17 protein-coding genes are annotated in these 17,590 nt (G+C 69.1%); 10 read left to right on the forward strand and 7 right to left on the reverse strand.

The genetic code is table 11. The features are described from left to right. Positions 1-12: 12 nt before the first annotated feature. Together ACWDNU_RS05745 and ACWDNU_RS05750 are read right to left on the reverse strand one after the other, a co-directional pair. Positions 13-1,104 (reverse strand): hypothetical protein, encoded by a 1,092-nt coding sequence (locus tag ACWDNU_RS05745; protein ID WP_449667919.1) that lies wholly within the window; start codon positions 1,102-1,104, stop codon positions 13-15. Between the two features lie 183 nt (positions 1,105-1,287). Then, on the reverse strand, positions 1,288-1,635 hold the full coding sequence (locus ACWDNU_RS05750) for a hypothetical protein (protein WP_449667920.1): 348 nt from the start codon (positions 1,633-1,635) through the stop codon (positions 1,288-1,290). A 303-nt stretch (positions 1,636-1,938) separates the two neighbouring features. Here ACWDNU_RS05750 and ACWDNU_RS05755 point away from each other — a divergent pair, with 303 nt between their 5' ends. From ACWDNU_RS05755 to ACWDNU_RS05765, 3 genes are read left to right on the forward strand one after another with little or no spacing between them, the layout of a single operon-like run. Further along, positions 1,939-2,154 (forward strand): hypothetical protein, encoded by a 216-nt coding sequence (locus tag ACWDNU_RS05755; RefSeq protein ID WP_370937857.1) that lies wholly within the window; start codon positions 1,939-1,941, stop codon positions 2,152-2,154. Continuing rightward, complete coding sequence (locus ACWDNU_RS05760; RefSeq protein WP_370937858.1) at positions 2,151-3,605, forward strand: sodium:solute symporter family protein; 1,455 nt, start codon at positions 2,151-2,153, stop codon at positions 3,603-3,605. The genes ACWDNU_RS05755 and ACWDNU_RS05760 overlap by 4 nt, the downstream gene beginning before the upstream one ends. Further along, positions 3,602-4,771, forward strand: coding sequence for an amidohydrolase (locus ACWDNU_RS05765; RefSeq protein ID WP_449667921.1), 1,170 nt, complete (start codon positions 3,602-3,604; stop codon positions 4,769-4,771). The genes ACWDNU_RS05760 and ACWDNU_RS05765 overlap by 4 nt, the downstream gene beginning before the upstream one ends. Before the next feature lie 306 nt (positions 4,772-5,077). Here the strand turns inward: ACWDNU_RS05765 and ACWDNU_RS05770 are convergent, their stop codons facing one another. Continuing rightward, entirely contained in the window at positions 5,078-6,544 is a 1,467-nt protein-coding gene (locus ACWDNU_RS05770; protein WP_449667922.1) for a chlorohydrolase family protein, read from the reverse strand. A gap of 137 nt (positions 6,545-6,681) precedes the next feature. On the opposite strand from ACWDNU_RS05770, the gene ACWDNU_RS05775 reads away from it, so the two are divergent. Beyond that, positions 6,682-7,338 (forward strand): GntR family transcriptional regulator, encoded by a 657-nt coding sequence (locus tag ACWDNU_RS05775; protein ID WP_370937861.1) that lies wholly within the window; start codon positions 6,682-6,684, stop codon positions 7,336-7,338. 306 nt (positions 7,339-7,644) lie between these two features. Here the strand turns inward: ACWDNU_RS05775 and ACWDNU_RS05780 are convergent, their stop codons facing one another. Then, entirely contained in the window at positions 7,645-8,856 is a 1,212-nt protein-coding gene (locus ACWDNU_RS05780; RefSeq protein WP_449667923.1) for an amidohydrolase family protein, read from the reverse strand. A gap of 119 nt (positions 8,857-8,975) precedes the next feature. On the opposite strand from ACWDNU_RS05780, the gene ACWDNU_RS05785 reads away from it, so the two are divergent. Continuing rightward, the gene (locus ACWDNU_RS05785) at positions 8,976-9,686 is read left to right on the forward strand and encodes a DUF6461 domain-containing protein (RefSeq protein ID WP_449667924.1); all 711 of its coding nucleotides are present in this window, start codon (positions 8,976-8,978) and stop codon (positions 9,684-9,686) included. Here the strand turns inward: ACWDNU_RS05785 and ACWDNU_RS05790 are convergent. The 3 genes from ACWDNU_RS05790 to ACWDNU_RS05800 are packed head-to-tail and all read right to left on the reverse strand — an operon-like array spanning position 9,622 to position 12,166. After that, entirely contained in the window at positions 9,622-10,458 is an 837-nt protein-coding gene (locus ACWDNU_RS05790; protein WP_449667925.1) for a class II fructose-bisphosphate aldolase, read from the reverse strand. The two genes, ACWDNU_RS05785 and ACWDNU_RS05790, sit on opposite strands and share 65 nt — an antisense overlap. Continuing rightward, positions 10,455-11,342, reverse strand: coding sequence for a 1-phosphofructokinase family hexose kinase (locus ACWDNU_RS05795; RefSeq protein WP_449667926.1), 888 nt, complete (start codon positions 11,340-11,342; stop codon positions 10,455-10,457). Before ACWDNU_RS05795 ends, ACWDNU_RS05790 begins: the two co-directional genes overlap by 4 nt. Next, positions 11,342-12,166, reverse strand: a complete 825-nt coding sequence (locus ACWDNU_RS05800; RefSeq protein ID WP_449667967.1) for an SIS domain-containing protein — start codon at positions 12,164-12,166, stop codon at positions 11,342-11,344. The genes ACWDNU_RS05795 and ACWDNU_RS05800 overlap by 1 nt, the downstream gene beginning before the upstream one ends. Positions 12,167-12,399: 233 nt before the next feature. On the opposite strand from ACWDNU_RS05800, the gene ACWDNU_RS05805 reads away from it, so the two are divergent. The 5 genes from ACWDNU_RS05805 to ACWDNU_RS05825 all read left to right on the forward strand — a co-directional run bounded on the left by ACWDNU_RS05805 (position 12,400) and on the right by ACWDNU_RS05825 (position 17,586). Beyond that, positions 12,400-13,188: a DeoR/GlpR family DNA-binding transcription regulator gene (locus tag ACWDNU_RS05805; protein WP_449667927.1), complete on the forward strand. Its 789-nt coding sequence runs from the start codon at positions 12,400-12,402 to the stop codon at positions 13,186-13,188. 68 nt (positions 13,189-13,256) lie between these two features. Next, positions 13,257-14,438, forward strand: coding sequence for a Gfo/Idh/MocA family protein (locus tag ACWDNU_RS05810; protein WP_449667928.1), 1,182 nt, complete (start codon positions 13,257-13,259; stop codon positions 14,436-14,438). A 58-nt stretch (positions 14,439-14,496) separates the two neighbouring features. After that, positions 14,497-15,780, forward strand: coding sequence for an extracellular solute-binding protein (locus ACWDNU_RS05815; protein ID WP_449667929.1), 1,284 nt, complete (start codon positions 14,497-14,499; stop codon positions 15,778-15,780). A gap of 10 nt (positions 15,781-15,790) precedes the next feature. Beyond that, positions 15,791-16,705 carry a carbohydrate ABC transporter permease gene (locus tag ACWDNU_RS05820; protein ID WP_449667930.1) on the forward strand — a complete coding sequence of 305 codons (915 nt, stop codon included), beginning with the start codon at positions 15,791-15,793 and terminating at the stop codon, positions 16,703-16,705. Next, positions 16,702-17,586 (forward strand): carbohydrate ABC transporter permease, encoded by an 885-nt coding sequence (locus ACWDNU_RS05825; protein ID WP_370937870.1) that lies wholly within the window; start codon positions 16,702-16,704, stop codon positions 17,584-17,586. Before ACWDNU_RS05820 ends, ACWDNU_RS05825 begins: the two co-directional genes overlap by 4 nt. The last annotated feature ends 4 nt before the right edge of the window (positions 17,587-17,590 follow it).

Raw genomic sequence — 17,590 nt, forward strand, 5'->3', positions numbered from 1 at the left:
CATTCCTGATGCCTAGGCACCCGAACGACGCACCCCGCGATCGCCTGCCCGCCGCCGACCAGTACGGGTCGATTCGGTGCGCGGACGAGCGGCCCCGGTCGCTGACTGACCAGGAATGTTGCGCGGCAGCGGATCGTCGGTGACCCGGCACCAGGCCCTGAGGCTCGCGGGTTCAGTCCATCCGCGCACCGCCTCGGCGACCTGCCGATGGATGTGCCCGGCGTGACTGCACGTCTCGTGCCAGGAACTCCGGCGCTGCTCCGCAGTCAGCGGCCGCTGGAACAGCTCGTCCCGCAGGGCCAACTGACGATCGAGGTCGTGCCAAACAGCCGAAGGAGCGTCAAGGGAGGCAGGAGTCCGGTCCTCGCAGACTGGGCACGGGCAAGTCCACAGCTGTTCGATCTCCGGTGTCCGGCCGAATATCTTCGCGCAGGTCTCGATCTGGTGGTAGCTGAGCAGGCGGGGCACGAACACCGAAGGCCCACCGGGGCGGCCGCCAGCGGCCGGGTACAGGTGCCGCAGCGAACTCCTCGTGCCCACTGCCGCCGCGTGCGCGCCGTGGCTCAGAAGCCCCACTGCCGAGATGTCGCAACGCAAAACCAGCACTGGAGTCGCGCAGTCGACCAAGAAACGCAGAAACGCACGCAGCAGCTTTTGAACACCGAACGGATCAGCCTTGTGCTCGAGAACGATCGCGACCGGCACGCCGTGCCGGTTGATCTCCCTCGCCAGTGCGGCCGCGATCGGTCCGCTGCCGAACCACCAAGGAGCGAGGGGCAACGTCGCGACCGCCGTGGGCCCCCTTGCGGCAGCGAGCAGGATCCCGCGCAGCCCCTGCCAGTCGCGCGCGGCGAGGTAGCCGGAATCCGTCAGGGGCAGCAACCCGAGCTTTCTCTGCGCCCGGCACCACGCCGGATGCGTTCCGGCTCCGGCCAGTACCCGCCGCTTTCCGGCGTAACGTTCCGCATCGCACAAGATCGGCCCGTCCAGTCCCCTCTCGCGAAGGCCCTTGACCGCGTCCGTCGCCGACTTCCCGGTCAGGACAAGCCCCGTTCCGTGCGCCGCGCTGACGCCGAGCAGCGCCCGGACTGCGCGGGCCGGCACTGGATCAGGAGCCGCCCGGAAAGCCCTGCCAGTAGCGCATCCATCCGTCCACGGTGACGCAAGCCGACCCATGCGGTCACTTACCGTCGCCTAGCTGCCGACGTCAACCACACCGGAGGCGGACAGCGTCCTCACCCAGCGCAGACGTGTGCGGCTCTGTGAGTGACCCAGCACGGCCGCCGGTCAGCGGAACTCGTGCACGACCTCGATCTCCCCGACCAGGTGCGCGTTGAACTCCGCCAGCTCTTCAGCCGGGACCCACAGCTCCAGGATCGTTTCGCCGCCCGCCTGCCGCACCGGATAGCGGCCCAGGAACGCCGTTTCGACGCGGAAGCGGGTCACGTAACCCGCGCCGTCGTACCGGACATTCCAGTCCCGCGCGATCTTCACCGCGTAATCCTCGTTCAGCACCGGGTAGAAGATCGGCTGTTCCGGCAGCCGCGGCGGCCACGCACGCCAGCCGGACTGGCGCACCAGCTCCAGCTCGGCCGGGCCGGTCGGCCGCCACAGTTCCGTCGTCGGGTTGTCCATTGCGTCCCCCTCTCGACGGCACGGTAACCGCCGAGAGGAAGCGCGGGCGACCGGTTTACGGCAGGCGGTCCGGTCTACCAAAGTTCGACCCAGCCAGCCACAGCTGGACCGACAGCGTCCAAATCGGACAAACAGCCACCAGTCCCCGTCCGGCGCCAAGGCGGACCGCTTCCGCCGCCACCAGCACGCCAACCGCCGCCAGCGGCCCGGAACGGTCGCGAGCCCGCATCGTTCCCCGGCGCACCCTTGACAACCCGCCACCAGCCGCGCTTATGGTATACCAAACAACGAAGGGTGTGCGCGATGAAGCGTTCCGCAGTGGTGGCCGCGGTGGCCTTCACCCCTTACGTGGCGATGATCGGCGGCCTGCCCTGGTTCAGCGGCGACGGCCGGATCTGGTTCCTGCCCGAGATCGGGTTCTGGATCCTGCTCTGGGTGGCCCTCACGCCCGTCTTCCTCGGCGTCGCCGACCGCATCCGGCGCCCGGGCGCCGCCGAAACCGAGCAGGAGCAGCGATGAACGCGGGCGCGGCGGTAGCGCTGGCCGTGGTGGCGCTGGCGGTGGTCATCGGACTGGCCGCGCGCGGCCGGAAGCAGATGAACCTCGAACAGTGGACGGTCGCCGGCCGGTCGTACGGGACGCTGCTGTTCTGGGTGCTCGCCGCTGGCGAGACCTACTCGACCTTCACCTATCTCGGCGCCTCCGGGTTCGCCTACGCCAACGGCGGCGCGGCGTTCTACATCGCCGGCTACGGCACGTGCGCCTTCGTCCTGTCCTACTTCTTCCTCCCTCCATTGTGGAGGTACGCGAAGAAGCACAACCTCGTCACCCAAGCGGATTTCTTCACCCACCGCTTCCGCAGCCCGTGGTTCGGCGCGCTCACCGCGATCGTCGGCGTGGCGTTCATGATCCCCTACATCGAGGCGCAACTGCTCGGCCTCGGCCAGATCGTCGAGACGACGACCGGCATCAACCGGGTCACCAGCATGGTCCTCGCGGTGGTGCTGATCGCGGTGTTCGTCTACGCGTCCGGCATGAAGGCCGCCGCGTGGGTGTCGGTGCTCAAGGACATCCTGCTGATCGGCACCGTGCTGGTCGTCGGCATCGCGATTCCGGTGCATTACTTCGGCGGCTTCGGACATCTCATCGACACCGTGCAGGCGCACCACCCCGGCTTCCTCGGCGTGCCGGCGCCGGGCAGCCCGCTCGGCGTGCCGTGGATGATGTCGACCCTGCTCGTCACGAGCGCGGCGTTCTTCATGTTCCCGCACGCACTGGCCGCGATGTACACCGCGAAGTCCGAGCAGACGATCCGCCGCAACGCGATTTACCTTCCCCTGTACCAGATCCTGATCGCGCTGACGCTGTTCGTCGGGTTCGCCGCGGTGCTCGTCGTGCCGGGGCTGAAGGGCAGCGCCACCAACGGCGCGCTGCTTTCGCTGACCGTGAAGACCATGCCGTCGTGGGTGGTCGGCCTCGTCGGCGGCGCGGGCGCGCTGGCCGCGATCGTGCCGATCAGCCTGCTGCTCCTGCAGTCCGCGACACTGCTGGCTCGCAACGTCTACCAGGGCGTCCTGCGGCCGAAGACCTCCGAATTGGGCGTGTTCCGGCTGTCGCGCGGCCTGGTCGTCGTGGTGACCGCGGTGGCGCTGCTGTTCGCGGTCTTCCAGCCCGCGCTCCTGGTGAACCTGCTGCTGACCGGCCAGAACGGCGTTTCCCAGTTCTTCCCCGCGATCGTGCTGGGGCTGGTGTGGCGGCGGCTGACCAAGGCGGGCGCGGCGACCGGGCTCGTGGTCGGCGTCGCGATCGTCGCGTGGACGGTGCTGGCTTCGAAGAACACGTTGTGGGGCCTCAATCCCGGGCTCCTCGCGATCATCGTCAACGTCGTGCTCACGGTCGGCGTCAGCCTCGCCACCTCCGAGCGGCGCGAGCCGACCGTCCGTGCCGAAGCCGTGGAGGGTGTCGCGTGAACCTGTTGCTGCGCAACGTCCGGCCCGGTGGCGGCGCTCCGACGGACGTGCTGGTGCGCGACGGCCGGATCGCCGGGTTCGGACCCGACGCGGACGTCCCGGCCGATTTCCCGGTCGAGGATGGCGAAGGCGCACTGATGCTGCCCGGCCTCGTCGACGCCCACTGCCATCTCGACAAGACCCTCTGGGGCCTCCCCTGGGCGCCGAACACCTCGGGTTCGGTCCTCGCCGACCGGATCTCGAACGAACAGCGCCGCCGCAAGGAATTCGGGCTCCCCTCGCCCGAACCCGCGGCCGCGCTGCTCGGCGCGATGATCGCGAACGGCACTTCCTTCGTCCGCACGCACACCGATGTCGACCCCGAACTGGGGCTGTCCGGCATCGAGGCGGTGCGGGAGGCGGCGGCGCGGCATCGCGGCCGGGTCACCGTCGAGCAGGTCGCCTTCCCCCAGGGCGGCCTGCTCACCCGGCCCGGCACGCTGGAGCTGCTGGAGCGGGCCGTGGCGTCCGGCGTGGAGAACGTCGGCGGCATCGACCCGGCCGGCTACGACCGCGATCCGCGCGGGCACCTCGACGCGATCTTCGACATCGCCGCTCGGCACGGCTGCGGCGTCGACCTGCACCTGCACGACGAAGGTCCGCTCGGGGCCTGGGAAATCGAGCTGATCATCGAGCGGACGAAGGCGCTCGGCCTCGCCGGGAAGGTCGCGATCGGGCACGCGTTCGGCATCTGCGGCATCCCGGACGCGCAGCAGGACCGGCTGCTCGAGGGCCTCGCGGAGCAGCAGATCACGCTCACCACCGCGGCGGTGTACGACCGGCCGGTGCCGCCGCTGGCCAAAATGCGGGCGGCGGGCGCGAACGCCGCGTGCGGCAACGACGGCATCCGCGACCTGTGGGGCCCGTACGGCGACGGCGACATGCTGACGCGCACCATGCACCTGGCGTACCGCAGCTCGTTCCGGACCGACCCGGAGATCGAACTCGCGCTGCACGCGGCGACGTACGGCGGCGCGAAAGCGTTACGGCTCAAGGATTACGGCCTGCGGATCGGCGACCACGCTGATTTCTTCTTGATAGACACAGTGTACCCGGCCGAAGCCGTCGTGTCCCATCCTCCGCGGCGGCTCGTGGTGAAGGGCGGGGCTGTCGTCTCGCGGCGCTAGCCCGGTCTGTGAGGGGAACCCTCACGGACTCTGAGTCCCGATGGCAGGAACGTCGCTCGGGTGGGGTTGAGGGGCCGGTGGGGGGCGGCGGAGGCTGGGTTGTCGTCTGTGAGGGGAACCCTGAGGGAATCTGATTCCCTCAGGGTTCCCCTCACGACCCGGAAGACACGGTCACATGGGCCTCAATCGGGCGTTTCGCCGGTGCCAGTGTCCTTTGTGGACGGGCGGCTGGCTGAAGCAACGCATCTCAAGGTCCGGACCTTGACTCAGAGTCCCTGAGGGTTCCCCTCACGAACAGCAGCCGGGTTATTCCTGGAACGCCGGGAAGGTCGGAGGGAACAACTCCCCCACCTCCCGGCGTTCGACGTCCCGCTCCGAATACGCGGCGCGCATCTTCTCGAACAACGCCTGCGCTCGGCGGCGAAGGCCCTCCTCGTCGACGCCGGGGACGTGTCCGTCGACCAGCACCGGCCGCCCCGCGACGACGGAATGCGTTGCCTGGCGGGCAGTTCCGCTCAGCAGGAACGTCCTGATTGGATCGTCCTGCACACCGTCGCGGAGGTCGCCGATATGGAACGCGACGAGGTCCGCCTGCGCGCCCGGGGCCAGCTTGCCGAGGTCGTCGCGACGGAGCGCGCGGGCACCGCCGAGCGTCGCGGCTTCGACGTACCACTCCGCCGGTGCCGCGTCGGCGCGGTTGTCCATCACCTTCGCCAGATGCACGCCGACGTCCATGCCGCGCACCAGGTCCGGCGGGAAGGAATCAGTGCCCAGACACAGATTCAGGCCTGCTTCGCGGTAGTCGCGGAAGGAGCGCAGGGCGTGGCCATAGCGGAATGACGTGAGCGGACAATGGATCACCGACACACCGGCTGCGGCGAGCGCCGCGACATCACCGCGGTCCTCTCCATAGACATCGGGATGGCGGTCGAGGACCTGGCCGTGCGGGATCAGCAGCCGGTCGTTGAGCAGGCCGGTGCGCTTGAGCATCTCCAGCGGCGTTACGCCGTAACGGTCCAGGATGAGCTCCCGCTCCAGCACGCCTTGCAGGCAGTGGAGGCGCACCAGGACGTCACGCTGCCGCGCCGCGTCGGCGGTGGCACGCATGAGGTCTTCGGTGAGGGTTTCGATGCGGCACGGCAGCAGAACGCCGTTGACGAGCGGATCGTCCAGTTTCGTTACGTGGTCGAGGAACCGCAGCGCGTCGGCCAGTCCCTCCTCGCCGCGGGGCTTGTCGAAGGCGACGGTGCGCGTACCGTCCACAGTGGCCACATTGACACCGGAACGGTAAGCAGGGCCCAGATATCCGCGCAGGCCGAGGTTCCGCGAGAAGTCCGCCATCGCGACGAGTTCCTCGTACGGTTCCGCCCACGACGAATGGACCTCCGACGCGATCGGCATGAATGTCGTGATGCCGTGCAGCGCCAGTTGAACGAGTGCGTACTCGCGAATGGTCTGCCGTTCTTCGCGCGTGAAGACGTCGCGGCGGCGGTTCGCGAAATAGTCCTCGGACCATTGCAGTCCGGTCGCACTGTCCGCGGTGGCCCAGGAATCGAGGACGAGATGGTCCACGTCGGTCAGCGCGTCGAGGTCGATCAGGCCCGGGAGGACGAGCGCTTCGCCGAGGTCGACGTCCAGGTCGGTCGTTCCGGCATACCGCGGGCCGACGTAGGTGACGACGTCGTCCTCCCACACGACCTCGCCGTTTTCCAGCAGGGCGTGCTGTCCGTTCTGGTGGGCCAGCACATGGCGCGCGCGCCAGCGAGTACGCATCGGGTTCCTTCCGTCGGTGCATTTAGGTATACCAAACGGCGGAACCTGGCGGCCAGACCTTGCCGGGGGCGGGTTTTTCCGGGAGCCTGGGGGAAGGTTCGCCGATACTGTCGGTGACGGCGGCGGGAGGGGATCGGATGGAGCCGGGTTTCGCCTCGGAATCGGAGCGCGTGACGGAACGGCTGCGCAACGAAATCCTCGACGGCACGCGGGCCCCCGGCAGCAAGCTGGTCGAACGGGACCTGGCCGCGGAGATGGGCGTGAGCCGGGTGCCGGTGCGGGACGCGTTGCGCGCGCTGGGAAACGAGGGCCTGGTCACGCCGCGGCCCCGGTCGTGGTCGGTGGTGCGGGAGTTCACCGCTTCGGATGTCGCGGACCTCAACGAGGTGCGCACGGCCTTCGAAGGCCTCACTTTCCGGCTCGCCGCGCAGCGCCGCACCCGCGAGGGCCTGGCGCGGCTGCGGGAGGTGCTGGACACGGAACTCCGCGCCGCCCGCGCCGGCGACGCGGTTTCGGCTCGCCGCGCGGCCGCGGATTTCCACGAGGTCGTGACGTCGCTGTCGGCGAACGAACTGCTCGGCGAACTGGAACGGACGCTGCGCAGCCGGATGCGGTGGCTGCTGGGCCAGCACGACGACCTGGAAGCCATGGCGGCGGAACACGAGCTTCTGTACGAGGCGATCGTGGACCGCGATGTCGAGCGGGTGGAACGGCTTGTGCTGGCCCATCTGGCGACGGGCACGAGCGAGGCGGCGCGGCGGCATCCGGCGGAGGAGACCGCTTCGGCGGGTTGAGGCGCGTCCGTTAGCCCGGGATTTCGCTTCGGCGGGTCGAAGCGCTTCCGGCAGCCCGGGATTTCGCTTCGGCGGGTTGCGGCCTCGCGGCCTGGCGGGAGCTGAGTAACGCACTCCGCTGGGATCTCAACACCACCCCATACGGCACCGTTGAGGTCCCAGCTCCACCCCATACAGCACCACTGACATCCCAATTCCACCCCGCACAGCTCCGCTGAGATCTCACGTGCCCCGTGAAATCTCAGCGGAACTGAAGCATCGGCACCAGTCCGGCAGGCTCTCCCGACCCCGCCGGACTCCGCCCCGTCAGAGGTCGACGACCGCCAACCCGTCGGCCACCACGACGCCGTCGTGCAGCACCGTTCGGTCCTTGCCCCGGTCCATCACCGTGCTGGTCGGAGTCTCGCCGTCCACGAGGACCAAGTCCGCGCGGTCGCCGACTGCCACTCCGGGCCGGTCGGCGATGCCCGCCAGCCGGGGGACGTCGTGGCTCATGATCGACGCGCCGCCCGTCGTCGCGACCGCCAGGGCCATCTCGATCAGCTCGTCGCGGCGGAAGCCGTGGGTGAAAGCCAGCTGCCAGGTGCGGTCGAGGAGATCGCAGTTGCCGTACGGGCTCCAGTAGTCGCGCTGGCCGTCCTCCCCCAGCCCGACGCGCACGCCCGCAGTCGTCAGGTCCGCGAGCGACAACTGCCGGTCGACGGACGGCGCGACGGTCGCCATCGCGATGTCCAGCTCCGCGAACGTGTCGATCAGCCGGCGGCTCACCGCTTCCGAAACCGACCCCAGCTCGTACGCGTGCGACATGGTCACCTTGCCCCGCATGTCCAGCGCGCGGACCCGCTCGATCACCAGGTCGGTCGAAAACACGCCGAGATGCCCTGGTTCGTGCAGGTGGATGTCCACCTCGACGCCGTACTTCTCGGCCAGCCCGAACACGACGTCCAGATGCCCCTTGGGGTCCTTGTCCAGCGAACACGGATCGATCCCGCCGACGACCGTCGCGCCCGAACGCAGCGAAGCCTCCAGCACCTCCACCGTGCCCGGCTCGCGCAGGATCCCGGCCTGCGGAAACGCCATCACCTCGACATCCGCGTGCCCCGCGAAGCGCTCCTTGGCCGCGAGGACCGCGTCGAGCTTCTCGAGCTGACAGTCCACGTCGACCTGCGCGTAAGTGCGCACACGCGTGGTGCCGTTCGCGATCATCCGCTCCAGCGTGCCCGCGACGCGCTCCGGCAGCGGGACTTCGGCATTCCGCCAGTTCTCGCGGTCGTTCAGCATCATCGCCCACACGCCCGGCGCACCGGTGTGCGGCCGGAACGGCAGCCCGATCCGCGTCGAGTCGAGGTGGACGTGCACGTCGCTGAACGACGGGAACAGCAACCGCCCGCGCCCCTCGACCACGTCCGGCCCAGGCGCCGCCGCCGGATCGTGCGGCCGGACCGCGGCGATCCGGTCGCCGGCCACCTCGACGTCGCTGCGCTGACCGCCCCAGGGACGGACGTCACGGATCAACACGGAGAGCACCTTTCTCAGCGGGAGCGCTTTGGTATACCAAGAGTACCGGACGCGCGAGTCCGCGCGCTCCGCACGCCAAGCCGCCGCAGGCGCATAAGATCGCCTGCGGAGGAACGCCGATGAACGAGAAATCGCCCGTGGCCGACCGGTACCGGCTGGATCCGGGCTGGGCTTGGCTGACTTCCCCTGGTGGCGTCGTCCCCGGCGGCGCGCTGACTTTCGTGCGCGGGATGAGCGTCGCCGAAGTGTTCCGCACGTTCGACATCGACCCGGACTCGGCACGGACGATGACCGCGCGGCAAGCGCTGACCGACCCGGTGCTGCAAACGGGCATGTACGACGAGGGGCCGCAGTGGATCCGCGTCGCCGAGTCCGGCGAATGGACAGTCGCGGTGGAGTACTCGCAGCAGAAGAGCTACGTCGACGGCATCTCGAGCCACTTGGCCCAGAACACCGAGGTTGTCCTCATTTCCGCCAACCCGTTCGACCCGGCGGAGGTCAGCTATCTCTCGCACGGCGATTTCGTCTTCGCGTTCGGCTGCGGCGCGCCCTACGACTCCCGGGCCGGGAGTCGCCCCCACATGTTCGACGACGAGATGTTCGACGCCGGGCTCATCGACTTCCCGTCACGGGCGACCATCCGCGACGCGTCGGTCGCGATGATGGCGATCCTGGGACGGCATTTCGGATTCAGCCTGACCCCGGAGACAGTCAACGGACCGCTCCCTACTGTTTACCGCATGCACCTGTACACGCCGCCCAGGATCAACCGGCAAGCAAGCGCAGAAGCCGAGCGGTCTCCGAAGCCACCGCCGCCCTCCCCAGCCTGACGTACTTCCTCGGGTCCACCGCCTCCGGCTGCTCCGCCAGGAACTGCCGCACCGAGCGCGTGAACAGGCCATTCAGGTGCGTTGAGATATTGACCTTCGCCATCCCGCTCACCACCGCACCGCGCAGTTCTTCGTCGGACAGGCCGGACGAGCCGTGCAATACCAGCGGGACCGGGATGGCATCTCGCAATCGGGTCACCAGCGCGCGGTCCACCTGCGCGGTCCGCTCCACCATCGCGTGGGACGTGCCGACTGCCACGGCCAGCGCGTCGACCCCGGTTGCGGCCACGAAGTCCGCTGCCTCGGCCGGGTCGGTGCGGGCACCGGGGGCGTGCACCCCGTCCTTGCCACCGACCTCGCCCAGTTCGGCTTCCACTGCCACACCTGCCTCGTGGCACAGGTCGGCGATTTCGCGGGTGGTGCGCAGGTTTTCCGCATAGGGCAGCCGCGAGCCGTCGTACATCACGCTGTCGACGCCCAGTTCGATGCCTTCGCGGATCAGCTCGGGGTCTTCGATGTGGTCCAGGTGCACCAGCACGTCGACGGACGCGCGGCGGGCGATTTCCAACGACGCCACGGTGATCGGGGCCAGGCCGCCGTGGTAGCGGACGCAGTTTTCGCTGATCTGCAGCACCACCGGCAATCCGACCTGCTCCGCGCCTTCGGTGATGGCCTCGGCGTGTTCGAGCATGATCACGTTGAACGCGCCCACGGCGGAACCGCGCTCGCGGGCGGCGGCCAGCAGCCGGGGCAGGTCGGGGCGGGTGATCATGCGGAGGCTCCGTTCAGGAATCGGTGGTAGGCGGGCAGGTCGACCTCACCGGCGACCGGCCGGAGGACGGCTGCGGCGCCCAGTGCGGCGGCAGTGCGCAGGGCTTCGATCAGAGGACGACCGGCGGCGAGGGCTGCGGCAAGTCCGGCTGTCGCGGCGTCTCCGGCACCGGTCGGGTTGCCGTGCACGCCGGGGATGGCGGGGACGGCGAAGACACCGCCCGGGGTGTAGGCGGCTATTCCTTCGGCCCCGCGCGAGACCACGACCAACTCGGTGCCAAGGCGGAGAAGCATTGCTGCACCGGAAGCCTCATCGGCAGCAGACGTCGCGTCGAGCAGCTCAGCCCGGTTCGGCTTCACGACAGCACCAGCCCGCGCGGCGGCCAGAAGAACCGGCCCCGATGCATCGACCAGCGTCCGCGCTCCGGCTTTTCGGGCGATGCGGACCCACTCGGCGACCAGATCCGGCGAAGAACCGCGCGGCAGAGAGCCGGAAACCACCAGGAATCTGGCATCAGCCAGACACTCGGCCAGGCGCCTGCCGAAAGCCGTCCATTCCACTTCGGACACTTCCGGGCCGGGTTCCGTGTAGACAGTGGGATGCCCGTCCCCGGTCACCGTCACGGTGGTGCGGTTCTCGCCGGAAATCGGGACGGTGTCGAACGGAATGTCCAAGGCAGAACCGAGCCATCGGCCCGCATCGCCGCCCAGAGGGAGTACTGCCCGGACCGGGACGTCCATCGCGGCGAGTACGCGGGCGACGTTGACGCCTTTGCCGCCTGGTCGCCGTTGCACCTCCAGCACCCGGTTGGTGTCCCCGGGCGTGTGGGTGCCGACCCGGTAGGTGACGTCGATGGCCGGGTTCGGCGTCACGGCGACGATCATCAGACGAGGATGACCGAGCGCGTCAGCGAGCGCGGGCGGTCGGGGTTCAGGCCGCGCCGGGCGGCCAGTGCGACGGCGAAGCGTTGCGCGACCACAAGTGCGGCCAGCGGGTCGAGGTCGTGGTGCACGAATCGGGCGCCGGTGCGGGCGACCTCGTCCGCGAGTCCGGCAGGCGGCTCGCCCAGCGACCAGACGAGACGGCCTGGTTGAGCGATCGCGATCGGGCCGTGGCGGTAGTCCATGGCGGGATAGGACTCGGCCCAGAACTGTGCGGCCTCGCGGGTTTTCAGCGCTGCTTCGCAGGCCAGGCCAACGGCGGGGCCGCGGCCGACGAAGGTGACCTGTTCGGCGTCGAGCAGGTCGTCGATCGGGATGGCCAACGCCTCCGAGCAGGCCGTGGCGAGCTGGTCGAGGTCGTCGCCCAGACCGGCGCGCAGCAGGGCGAGCGCGGTGGTGGCGAACCGCGTCTGCACGACGGACTGTTCGTCGGCGAAGGAAAGTTCGACGACCTCGTCCGCCTGCGCGGCCGCGGGGCTGTCGCCGACCGCGGTGATCAGCACGGTGCGCTGCGCGGGCAGGGCGGTGAGCAGGTCGATGATCTCGGTCGTGGTGCCGGAGCGGGAGATCGCGACGACGCGGTCGTATTCGCGCGACGCCGGATACTCCGAGCCGGCGAAGGCGTCGGTGATCCCGTGGCCGCGTTGTTCGCGGGCGACGGCGTAGCTCATCGCGATGAACCAGCTGGTGCCGCAGCCGACGACCGCCACGCGTTCGCCGGGCTGGGGCAGGGCGGACGGGGCGAGGGCGGCTGCCGCGCGCCACATCTCGGGCTGGGAAGCCAGTTCGGCGGCCGCGAAGGAGCCGGGGGCATCCGGAAGGGAGGACACGGGATGGAGGCCTTTCGATCCAGGGCGAGGGACGTGATCGCCTCCGTCAGATTACTTGAGTGATTTTGATCGGTCCAGCCATTCAGATGCAGATTCGCTCACGCAGGTGCGCCGACGCGCGCCTTAGGATGAGCGCCGGACCGCCTCCGACCAGGAACGAGAGCCCCGGCATGACGCCCCAGCAACGCTTGAACGCCCTGCTCGAATTGGTGAGCGAACGGGGCAACGTCACGGTTTCGGAGATCGGCGCCGCGCTCGACGTCTCCCCCGCGACCGCGCGACGGGACTTGACAATCCTCGTCGACCAGCGGCTGATCACCCGCACCCACGGCGGGGCCGCCGCGCTGGGCACCGGCTACGAACTGCCGCTGCAGTACAAGATCGCGCGGCAGGCCGAGGCGAAGACCGCGATCTCCGCCCGCGCCGCCGACCTGGTGCAGCCGGGGGAAACCGTCGGCATCAACGGCGGCACCACGACCACCGAGGTCGCCCGCGCGCTGGGCAAGAGCGAGCGGTTCGTCCGCGCCGACGGCGAACCCGGGCTGACCGTCGTCACCAACGCGCTCAACATCGCCTACGAGCTGTCCGTCCGCGCGCAGGTCAAGATCGTCGCGACCGGCGGCGTCGCGCGGCGCCAGTCCTATGAACTGATCGGCTCGCTCGTCTCGGACGCGCTCTCGGGGTTCGCGCTCGACACGGTCATCCTCGGCGTCGACGGCCTGAGCGCGCAGTACGGCGCGACCACGCTGCACGAGGGAGAAGCCGAGGTCAGCAGGCACTTCAGCCAGGTCGCGCGGCGCGTGATCGCGGTGGCGGACGCGACGAAGCTGGCCAAGCCGACGTTCGCCCGCATCTGCCGGCTCGACGCGATCGACGTCCTGGTCACCGACTCCGAGGTGTCCGCTTCGTTCGCCGCCGACCTGGCCGCGGCCTCGGTGGAGCTCGTCATCGCCAGCTGAGCCCGTTGCGCATTTCTGATTGTTTTGCCATGATGTAGATCAATATCACGCAGAAGTGAGGTGGCGACGTGGCGAACCGCGGGATGCTGCGGGTCGGTGTGGTCGGAGTCGGCCTGCGGGCCGGGATCGCCCGGCACGCAACGGAATCCGGGGTCGCGGCGGAGATTGTCGCCGCTTCGGATCCCGACGAGCGAGGCCGGGCGCGAGCGCGCGAGATGTTCGGCGCCATCGAGATCGTGGCCGGACACCAAGAAATCGCGAACTTGGTCGACGCCGCGATCGTCACCTCGCCGGACTGGACGCACGCCGAGATCGCCGTCGACCTGCTCCGCGCCGGAGTGGCGGTGTACCTCGAAAAGCCGCTCGCCACAACGCTTCCTGACGCGGACGCGGTCCTCGCCGCCGCCCAGGAAACCGGCACGAAGCTCTACATCGGACACAACTTCCGGCACGCGGCCGTCGTCCGCACGCTGCGCGGCGTCGTGACCCGCGGCGAGATCGGCGAGGTGAAAGCCGTGTGGTGCCGCCATTTCGTCGGCAACGGCGGCGACTACTACTTCAAGGACTGGCACGCCGACCGCAGCCGCGTGAATTCGCTGCTGCTGCAGAAGGCCAGCCACGACCTCGACGTCATCCACTACCTCGCCGGCGGCTTCACCCGCCGCGTCACCGCGATGGGCGACCTGGCCGTCTACGGCAAGATCACCGACCGAAGCGGCCAAGGCGACCGCCTGGCCGACGACTGGTTCTCCTTCGACAATTGGCCTCCGGCAACGCAAACCGGCCTCAACCCGGTCGTCGACGTCGAAGACCTGTCGATGGTCCACATGCGACTCGACAACGGCGTGCTCGCCAGCTACGAACAGTGCCATTTCACGCCCGATTACTGGCGCAACTACACCGTGATCGGCACCGAAGGCCGCGCGGAGAACTTCGGCGACACGGGCGGCGGCGTGGTGAAAGTGTGGAATCACCGCCGCGGATGGTCGCTGGACGGAGACCGCGAGCACCCGATCGACGGTGTCGCATCAGGACACCGGGACGCGGATCTCCTTACCATGACTGAATTCCTGCGTTACGCAGCGCACGGCGACCCGCCGGAACTGTCCCCGATCGCCGCCCGCGAGGCGGTGGCGACGGGTGCGCTCGCCACGCAATCCCTGCGCTCCGGCTCCGTGCCGATCGACATTCCTCCCCTCCCCCGAACGGTAGCCGCCTACTTCTCCCCGCCGGAAGGAAACCGCAGATGACTCCACCCTCCCGCCGTCCCCGCCCACGCTGCTAGCGCAAGGGAAGGAAAACGATCCCATGCGCGTGCGAACCCTGACCCGGCGCGGGTTTCTCCGCGGCGCGGCAGCCATGGCGCTGGTGCCCGCCGCCGCGGCCTGCGCCGAAGCGCCCGCCGCCACGTCCGGACCGGTCACCGTCGAAATGTGGCACGGCCAGAACGACACCGGCCTCAAAGTCCTCAAGCAGCTGGTCGCCTCGTTCGAGCGCGAGCACCCCGACATCCGGATCGACCTCGGCGGCGGCGTGCTCGCCGATGCCATGCTGCAGAAGGTGACCGCGGCGCTCGCCTCCGGTTCTTACCCGGACATCGCCTACATCTTCGGCTCCGACCTCGCCAGCATCGCCCGCAGTCCGCGAGTGGCCGACATGGGCGACGTCGTCAGCCAAGGCACCCAGTTCTGGAAGCCCGCGCTCGAGGCGGTCACCGTGAACGAACGCGTCCGTGCGGTGCCCGCGATGCTCGACTCGCTCGCCGTCGCCTGCAACAAGAAACTCTTCCAGGACCACGGCGTCCCGCTCCCGGACGAGAACTGGCGCTGGCCGGATTTCGTTGCCGCCGCGAAGAAACTGACCAACCGCGACCAGGGACAGTTCGGCACCGCCTGGCCCGGCGCGGGCGACGAGGACACGGTCTGGCGGCTGTGGCCGATGATCTGGGACCTCGGCGGCACCATCGTCGGCCAGGACGGCCGCAGCATCGGTTTCGCCGACAGCGGGGTGCGAGCGCTCGACGTCATCCGGCAGCTCTCCGCCGACCGCAGTGTCTACATCGACCCGAAACCCGGCTCCGAGCAGATGTATCAAGCCTTCGCCTCCGGCCGGATCGCGATGGTGCCGACCGGTCCGTGGCAGCTGCCCGACATCAACGACGCGGGGCTCGACTACCACATCGTCCCGCTGCCCACGTTCACCGGAAACCCGATCACCATCTCCGGACCGGACACCTGGACGGTGTTCGACAACGGCGACCGCCGCCTCGCCGCGGCCAAGACTTTCCTGCGCTGGCTCACCGCGCCGGCCCAGGACGTCGTCTGGGACGTCGGCGCCGGCAGCCTCCCGCTGAGCGCCGAATCGCAGCGGCTTCCGGAGTGGCAGCGCAAAACCCAGGACACCGCGGGCCTTTCCGTGTTCGTCAAGTCGCTCGAGAACTCGCACGTCCGCGCCAACCACCCCGCCTACCCGCAGGTTTCGCAGGCCGTCGCAGCGGCGATCGTCTCCGTGCTGCTCGGGCGCGCGACCCCCGCCGACGCCATGCGCGACTGCGCTTCCGCGGCCAACGCCGCCCTCATCATCCCCCGTTAGGACCCCGCCCATGTCCGTACATCCCGGCCCGATCACAGTAGCTCCGGCCGCCAAGACCCGCCGCCGGCGCGAGACCGCCGCCGCCTGGGCCTACCTGAGCCCCTCGGTGATCGTCATCATCGGCCTCGGCCTGGTGCCCGTGGTGTGGTCGCTGATTCTGTCGTTCCAGGCCGACGACCTCGTCACCCCGTCCCGGTTCGTCGGCGTCGACAACTACGCGGCGCTCGCGCAGGACCCGCACTTCGGTCAAGCGGTCGGCAATACGCTGCTGTACACGGCGTTATACGTCCCGCTGAGCATCGTGCTCGGCCTCGCGCTGGCGCTCGCGCTGAACCGGCGGGTGCGCTTCATCGGCGTGTACCGGACGTTGATGTTCGTTCCGTTCGTGCTGTCGGCCACCGCGCAGGGTGTCCTGTTCTCGTTCATCCTCGACCCCGAATTCGGGGTCGCCAACTCGCTGCTGCACCGGATCGGGCTTAGCCAGCAAGGGTTTCTGACCGACCCGTCGCAGGCGCTGCTGATCCTGGTCGCCATCACGCTGTGGAGCGGCACCGGGTTTTGCATGGTGGTCTTCCTGGCCGCGCTGCAGGACGTGCCGCCGTCGCTCATCGAAGCCGCGCGGCTGGACGGCGCCGGTCCATTCCGGATTCTCAGGCACGTCACCCTGCCCGCGGTGCTGCCGGTGACCACGTTCCTGACGCTGTGGCAGCTGATCCAATCGCTCCAGGTGTTCGACCTGACCTACGTCACCACCAAGGGCGGGCCGCTCGGTTCGACGACGGTGATCGTCTACTTCATCTGGCAGCAGGCGTTCCAGAACTTCACCGCCGGATACGGCGCCGCCGCCGCGTACGTGCTCGCCGTCGTGCTGCTGGCGCTCGGGCTGGGCGCCCGGCTGCTGCGCCGCAACAAGGAGGTCCGATGACGACGCGCGCGCACGTCGCCCCCGTATCCGCGGCCCAGCTGCCCGTCGTGAGTCAGCGCAGGCGCTGGCGGCTGCCGTTCAGCCCGTGGCATCTGCTGCTGGCTCCGCTGGCGCTGGTGTTCGCGGCCCCGCTGGTGTGGCTGCTGCTGAGTTCGGTGATGAGCAACGCGGAGATCAACCGGTTCCCGCCGTCGCTGTGGCCGTCCGGGATCGACTTCTCCGGCTACCGGTACGTGCTGGAGAACGCGCTGTTCCTGCGCTGGTTCTCCAACTCGCTGATCGTGTCGGTCGTGACCGTGGCGGCCAACCTCGTCTTCGGCTCGCTCGGCGGCTACGCGTTCGCGCGCATGCGGTTCCGCGGTTCGAAGGCGATGCTCGGGCTGATGATGGCGACCATGGCGGTGCCGTTCCAGCTCACCATGATCCCGACGTTCCTGGTGATGAAAAAGCTCGGCCTCATCGACTCGCTCGGCGCGCTGATCGTTCCGTCGCTGGTCACGCCGTTCGCCGTGTTCCTGCTGCGGCAGTTCTTCCTGTCGCTCCCGCGCGAACTGGAGGAAGCGGCCTGGATCGACGGCTGTTCACGGCTGCGCGTGCTGGTGCGGATCGTGCTTCCGCTGTCCCGGCCTGCGCTGAGCACCGTCGCGGTGCTGACCTTCCTCAGCACCTGGAACGACCTGACCTGGCCGTTGATCGCGATCAACCACGACACCCAGTACACGCTGCAGCTCGGCCTCACCACCTTCCAGGGACAGCACCACACGAACTGGGCCGCGGTGATGGCCGGGAACGTGATCACCGTGCTGCCGGTCCTGCTGGCGTTCCTGGGCGCGCAGAAGACGTTCATCCAGTCCATCACCTCCAGCGGCCTCAAAGGCTGAACCG

It is taken from the genome of Amycolatopsis sp. NPDC003676, from assembly GCF_053587275.1.

Excerpts from the sequence above, each read along its gene's own strand:
- ACWDNU_RS05750 (WP_449667920.1), bottom strand. The coding sequence starts at position 1,635 with ATGGACAACCCGACGACGGAACTGTGGCGGCCGACCGGCCCGGCCGAG.
- ACWDNU_RS05755 (WP_370937857.1), top strand. The coding sequence starts at position 1,939 with ATGAAGCGTTCCGCAGTGGTGGCCGCGGTGGCCTTCACCCCTTACGTG.
- ACWDNU_RS05760 (WP_370937858.1), top strand. The coding sequence starts at position 2,151 with ATGAACGCGGGCGCGGCGGTAGCGCTGGCCGTGGTGGCGCTGGCGGTG.
- ACWDNU_RS05770 (WP_449667922.1), bottom strand. The coding sequence starts at position 6,544 with ATGCGTACTCGCTGGCGCGCGCGCCATGTGCTGGCCCACCAGAACGGA.
- ACWDNU_RS05775 (WP_370937861.1), top strand. The coding sequence starts at position 6,682 with ATGGAGCCGGGTTTCGCCTCGGAATCGGAGCGCGTGACGGAACGGCTG.
- ACWDNU_RS05785 (WP_449667924.1), top strand. The coding sequence starts at position 8,976 with ATGAACGAGAAATCGCCCGTGGCCGACCGGTACCGGCTGGATCCGGGC.
- ACWDNU_RS05790 (WP_449667925.1), bottom strand. The coding sequence starts at position 10,458 with ATGATCACCCGCCCCGACCTGCCCCGGCTGCTGGCCGCCGCCCGCGAG.
- ACWDNU_RS05795 (WP_449667926.1), bottom strand. The coding sequence starts at position 11,342 with ATGATCGTCGCCGTGACGCCGAACCCGGCCATCGACGTCACCTACCGG.
- ACWDNU_RS05800 (WP_449667967.1), bottom strand. The coding sequence starts at position 12,166 with ATGTGGCGCGCGGCAGCCGCCCTCGCCCCGTCCGCCCTGCCCCAGCCC.
- ACWDNU_RS05805 (WP_449667927.1), top strand. The coding sequence starts at position 12,400 with ATGACGCCCCAGCAACGCTTGAACGCCCTGCTCGAATTGGTGAGCGAA.
- ACWDNU_RS05815 (WP_449667929.1), top strand. The coding sequence starts at position 14,497 with ATGCGCGTGCGAACCCTGACCCGGCGCGGGTTTCTCCGCGGCGCGGCA.
- ACWDNU_RS05820 (WP_449667930.1), top strand. The coding sequence starts at position 15,791 with ATGTCCGTACATCCCGGCCCGATCACAGTAGCTCCGGCCGCCAAGACC.
- ACWDNU_RS05825 (WP_370937870.1), top strand. The coding sequence starts at position 16,702 with ATGACGACGCGCGCGCACGTCGCCCCCGTATCCGCGGCCCAGCTGCCC.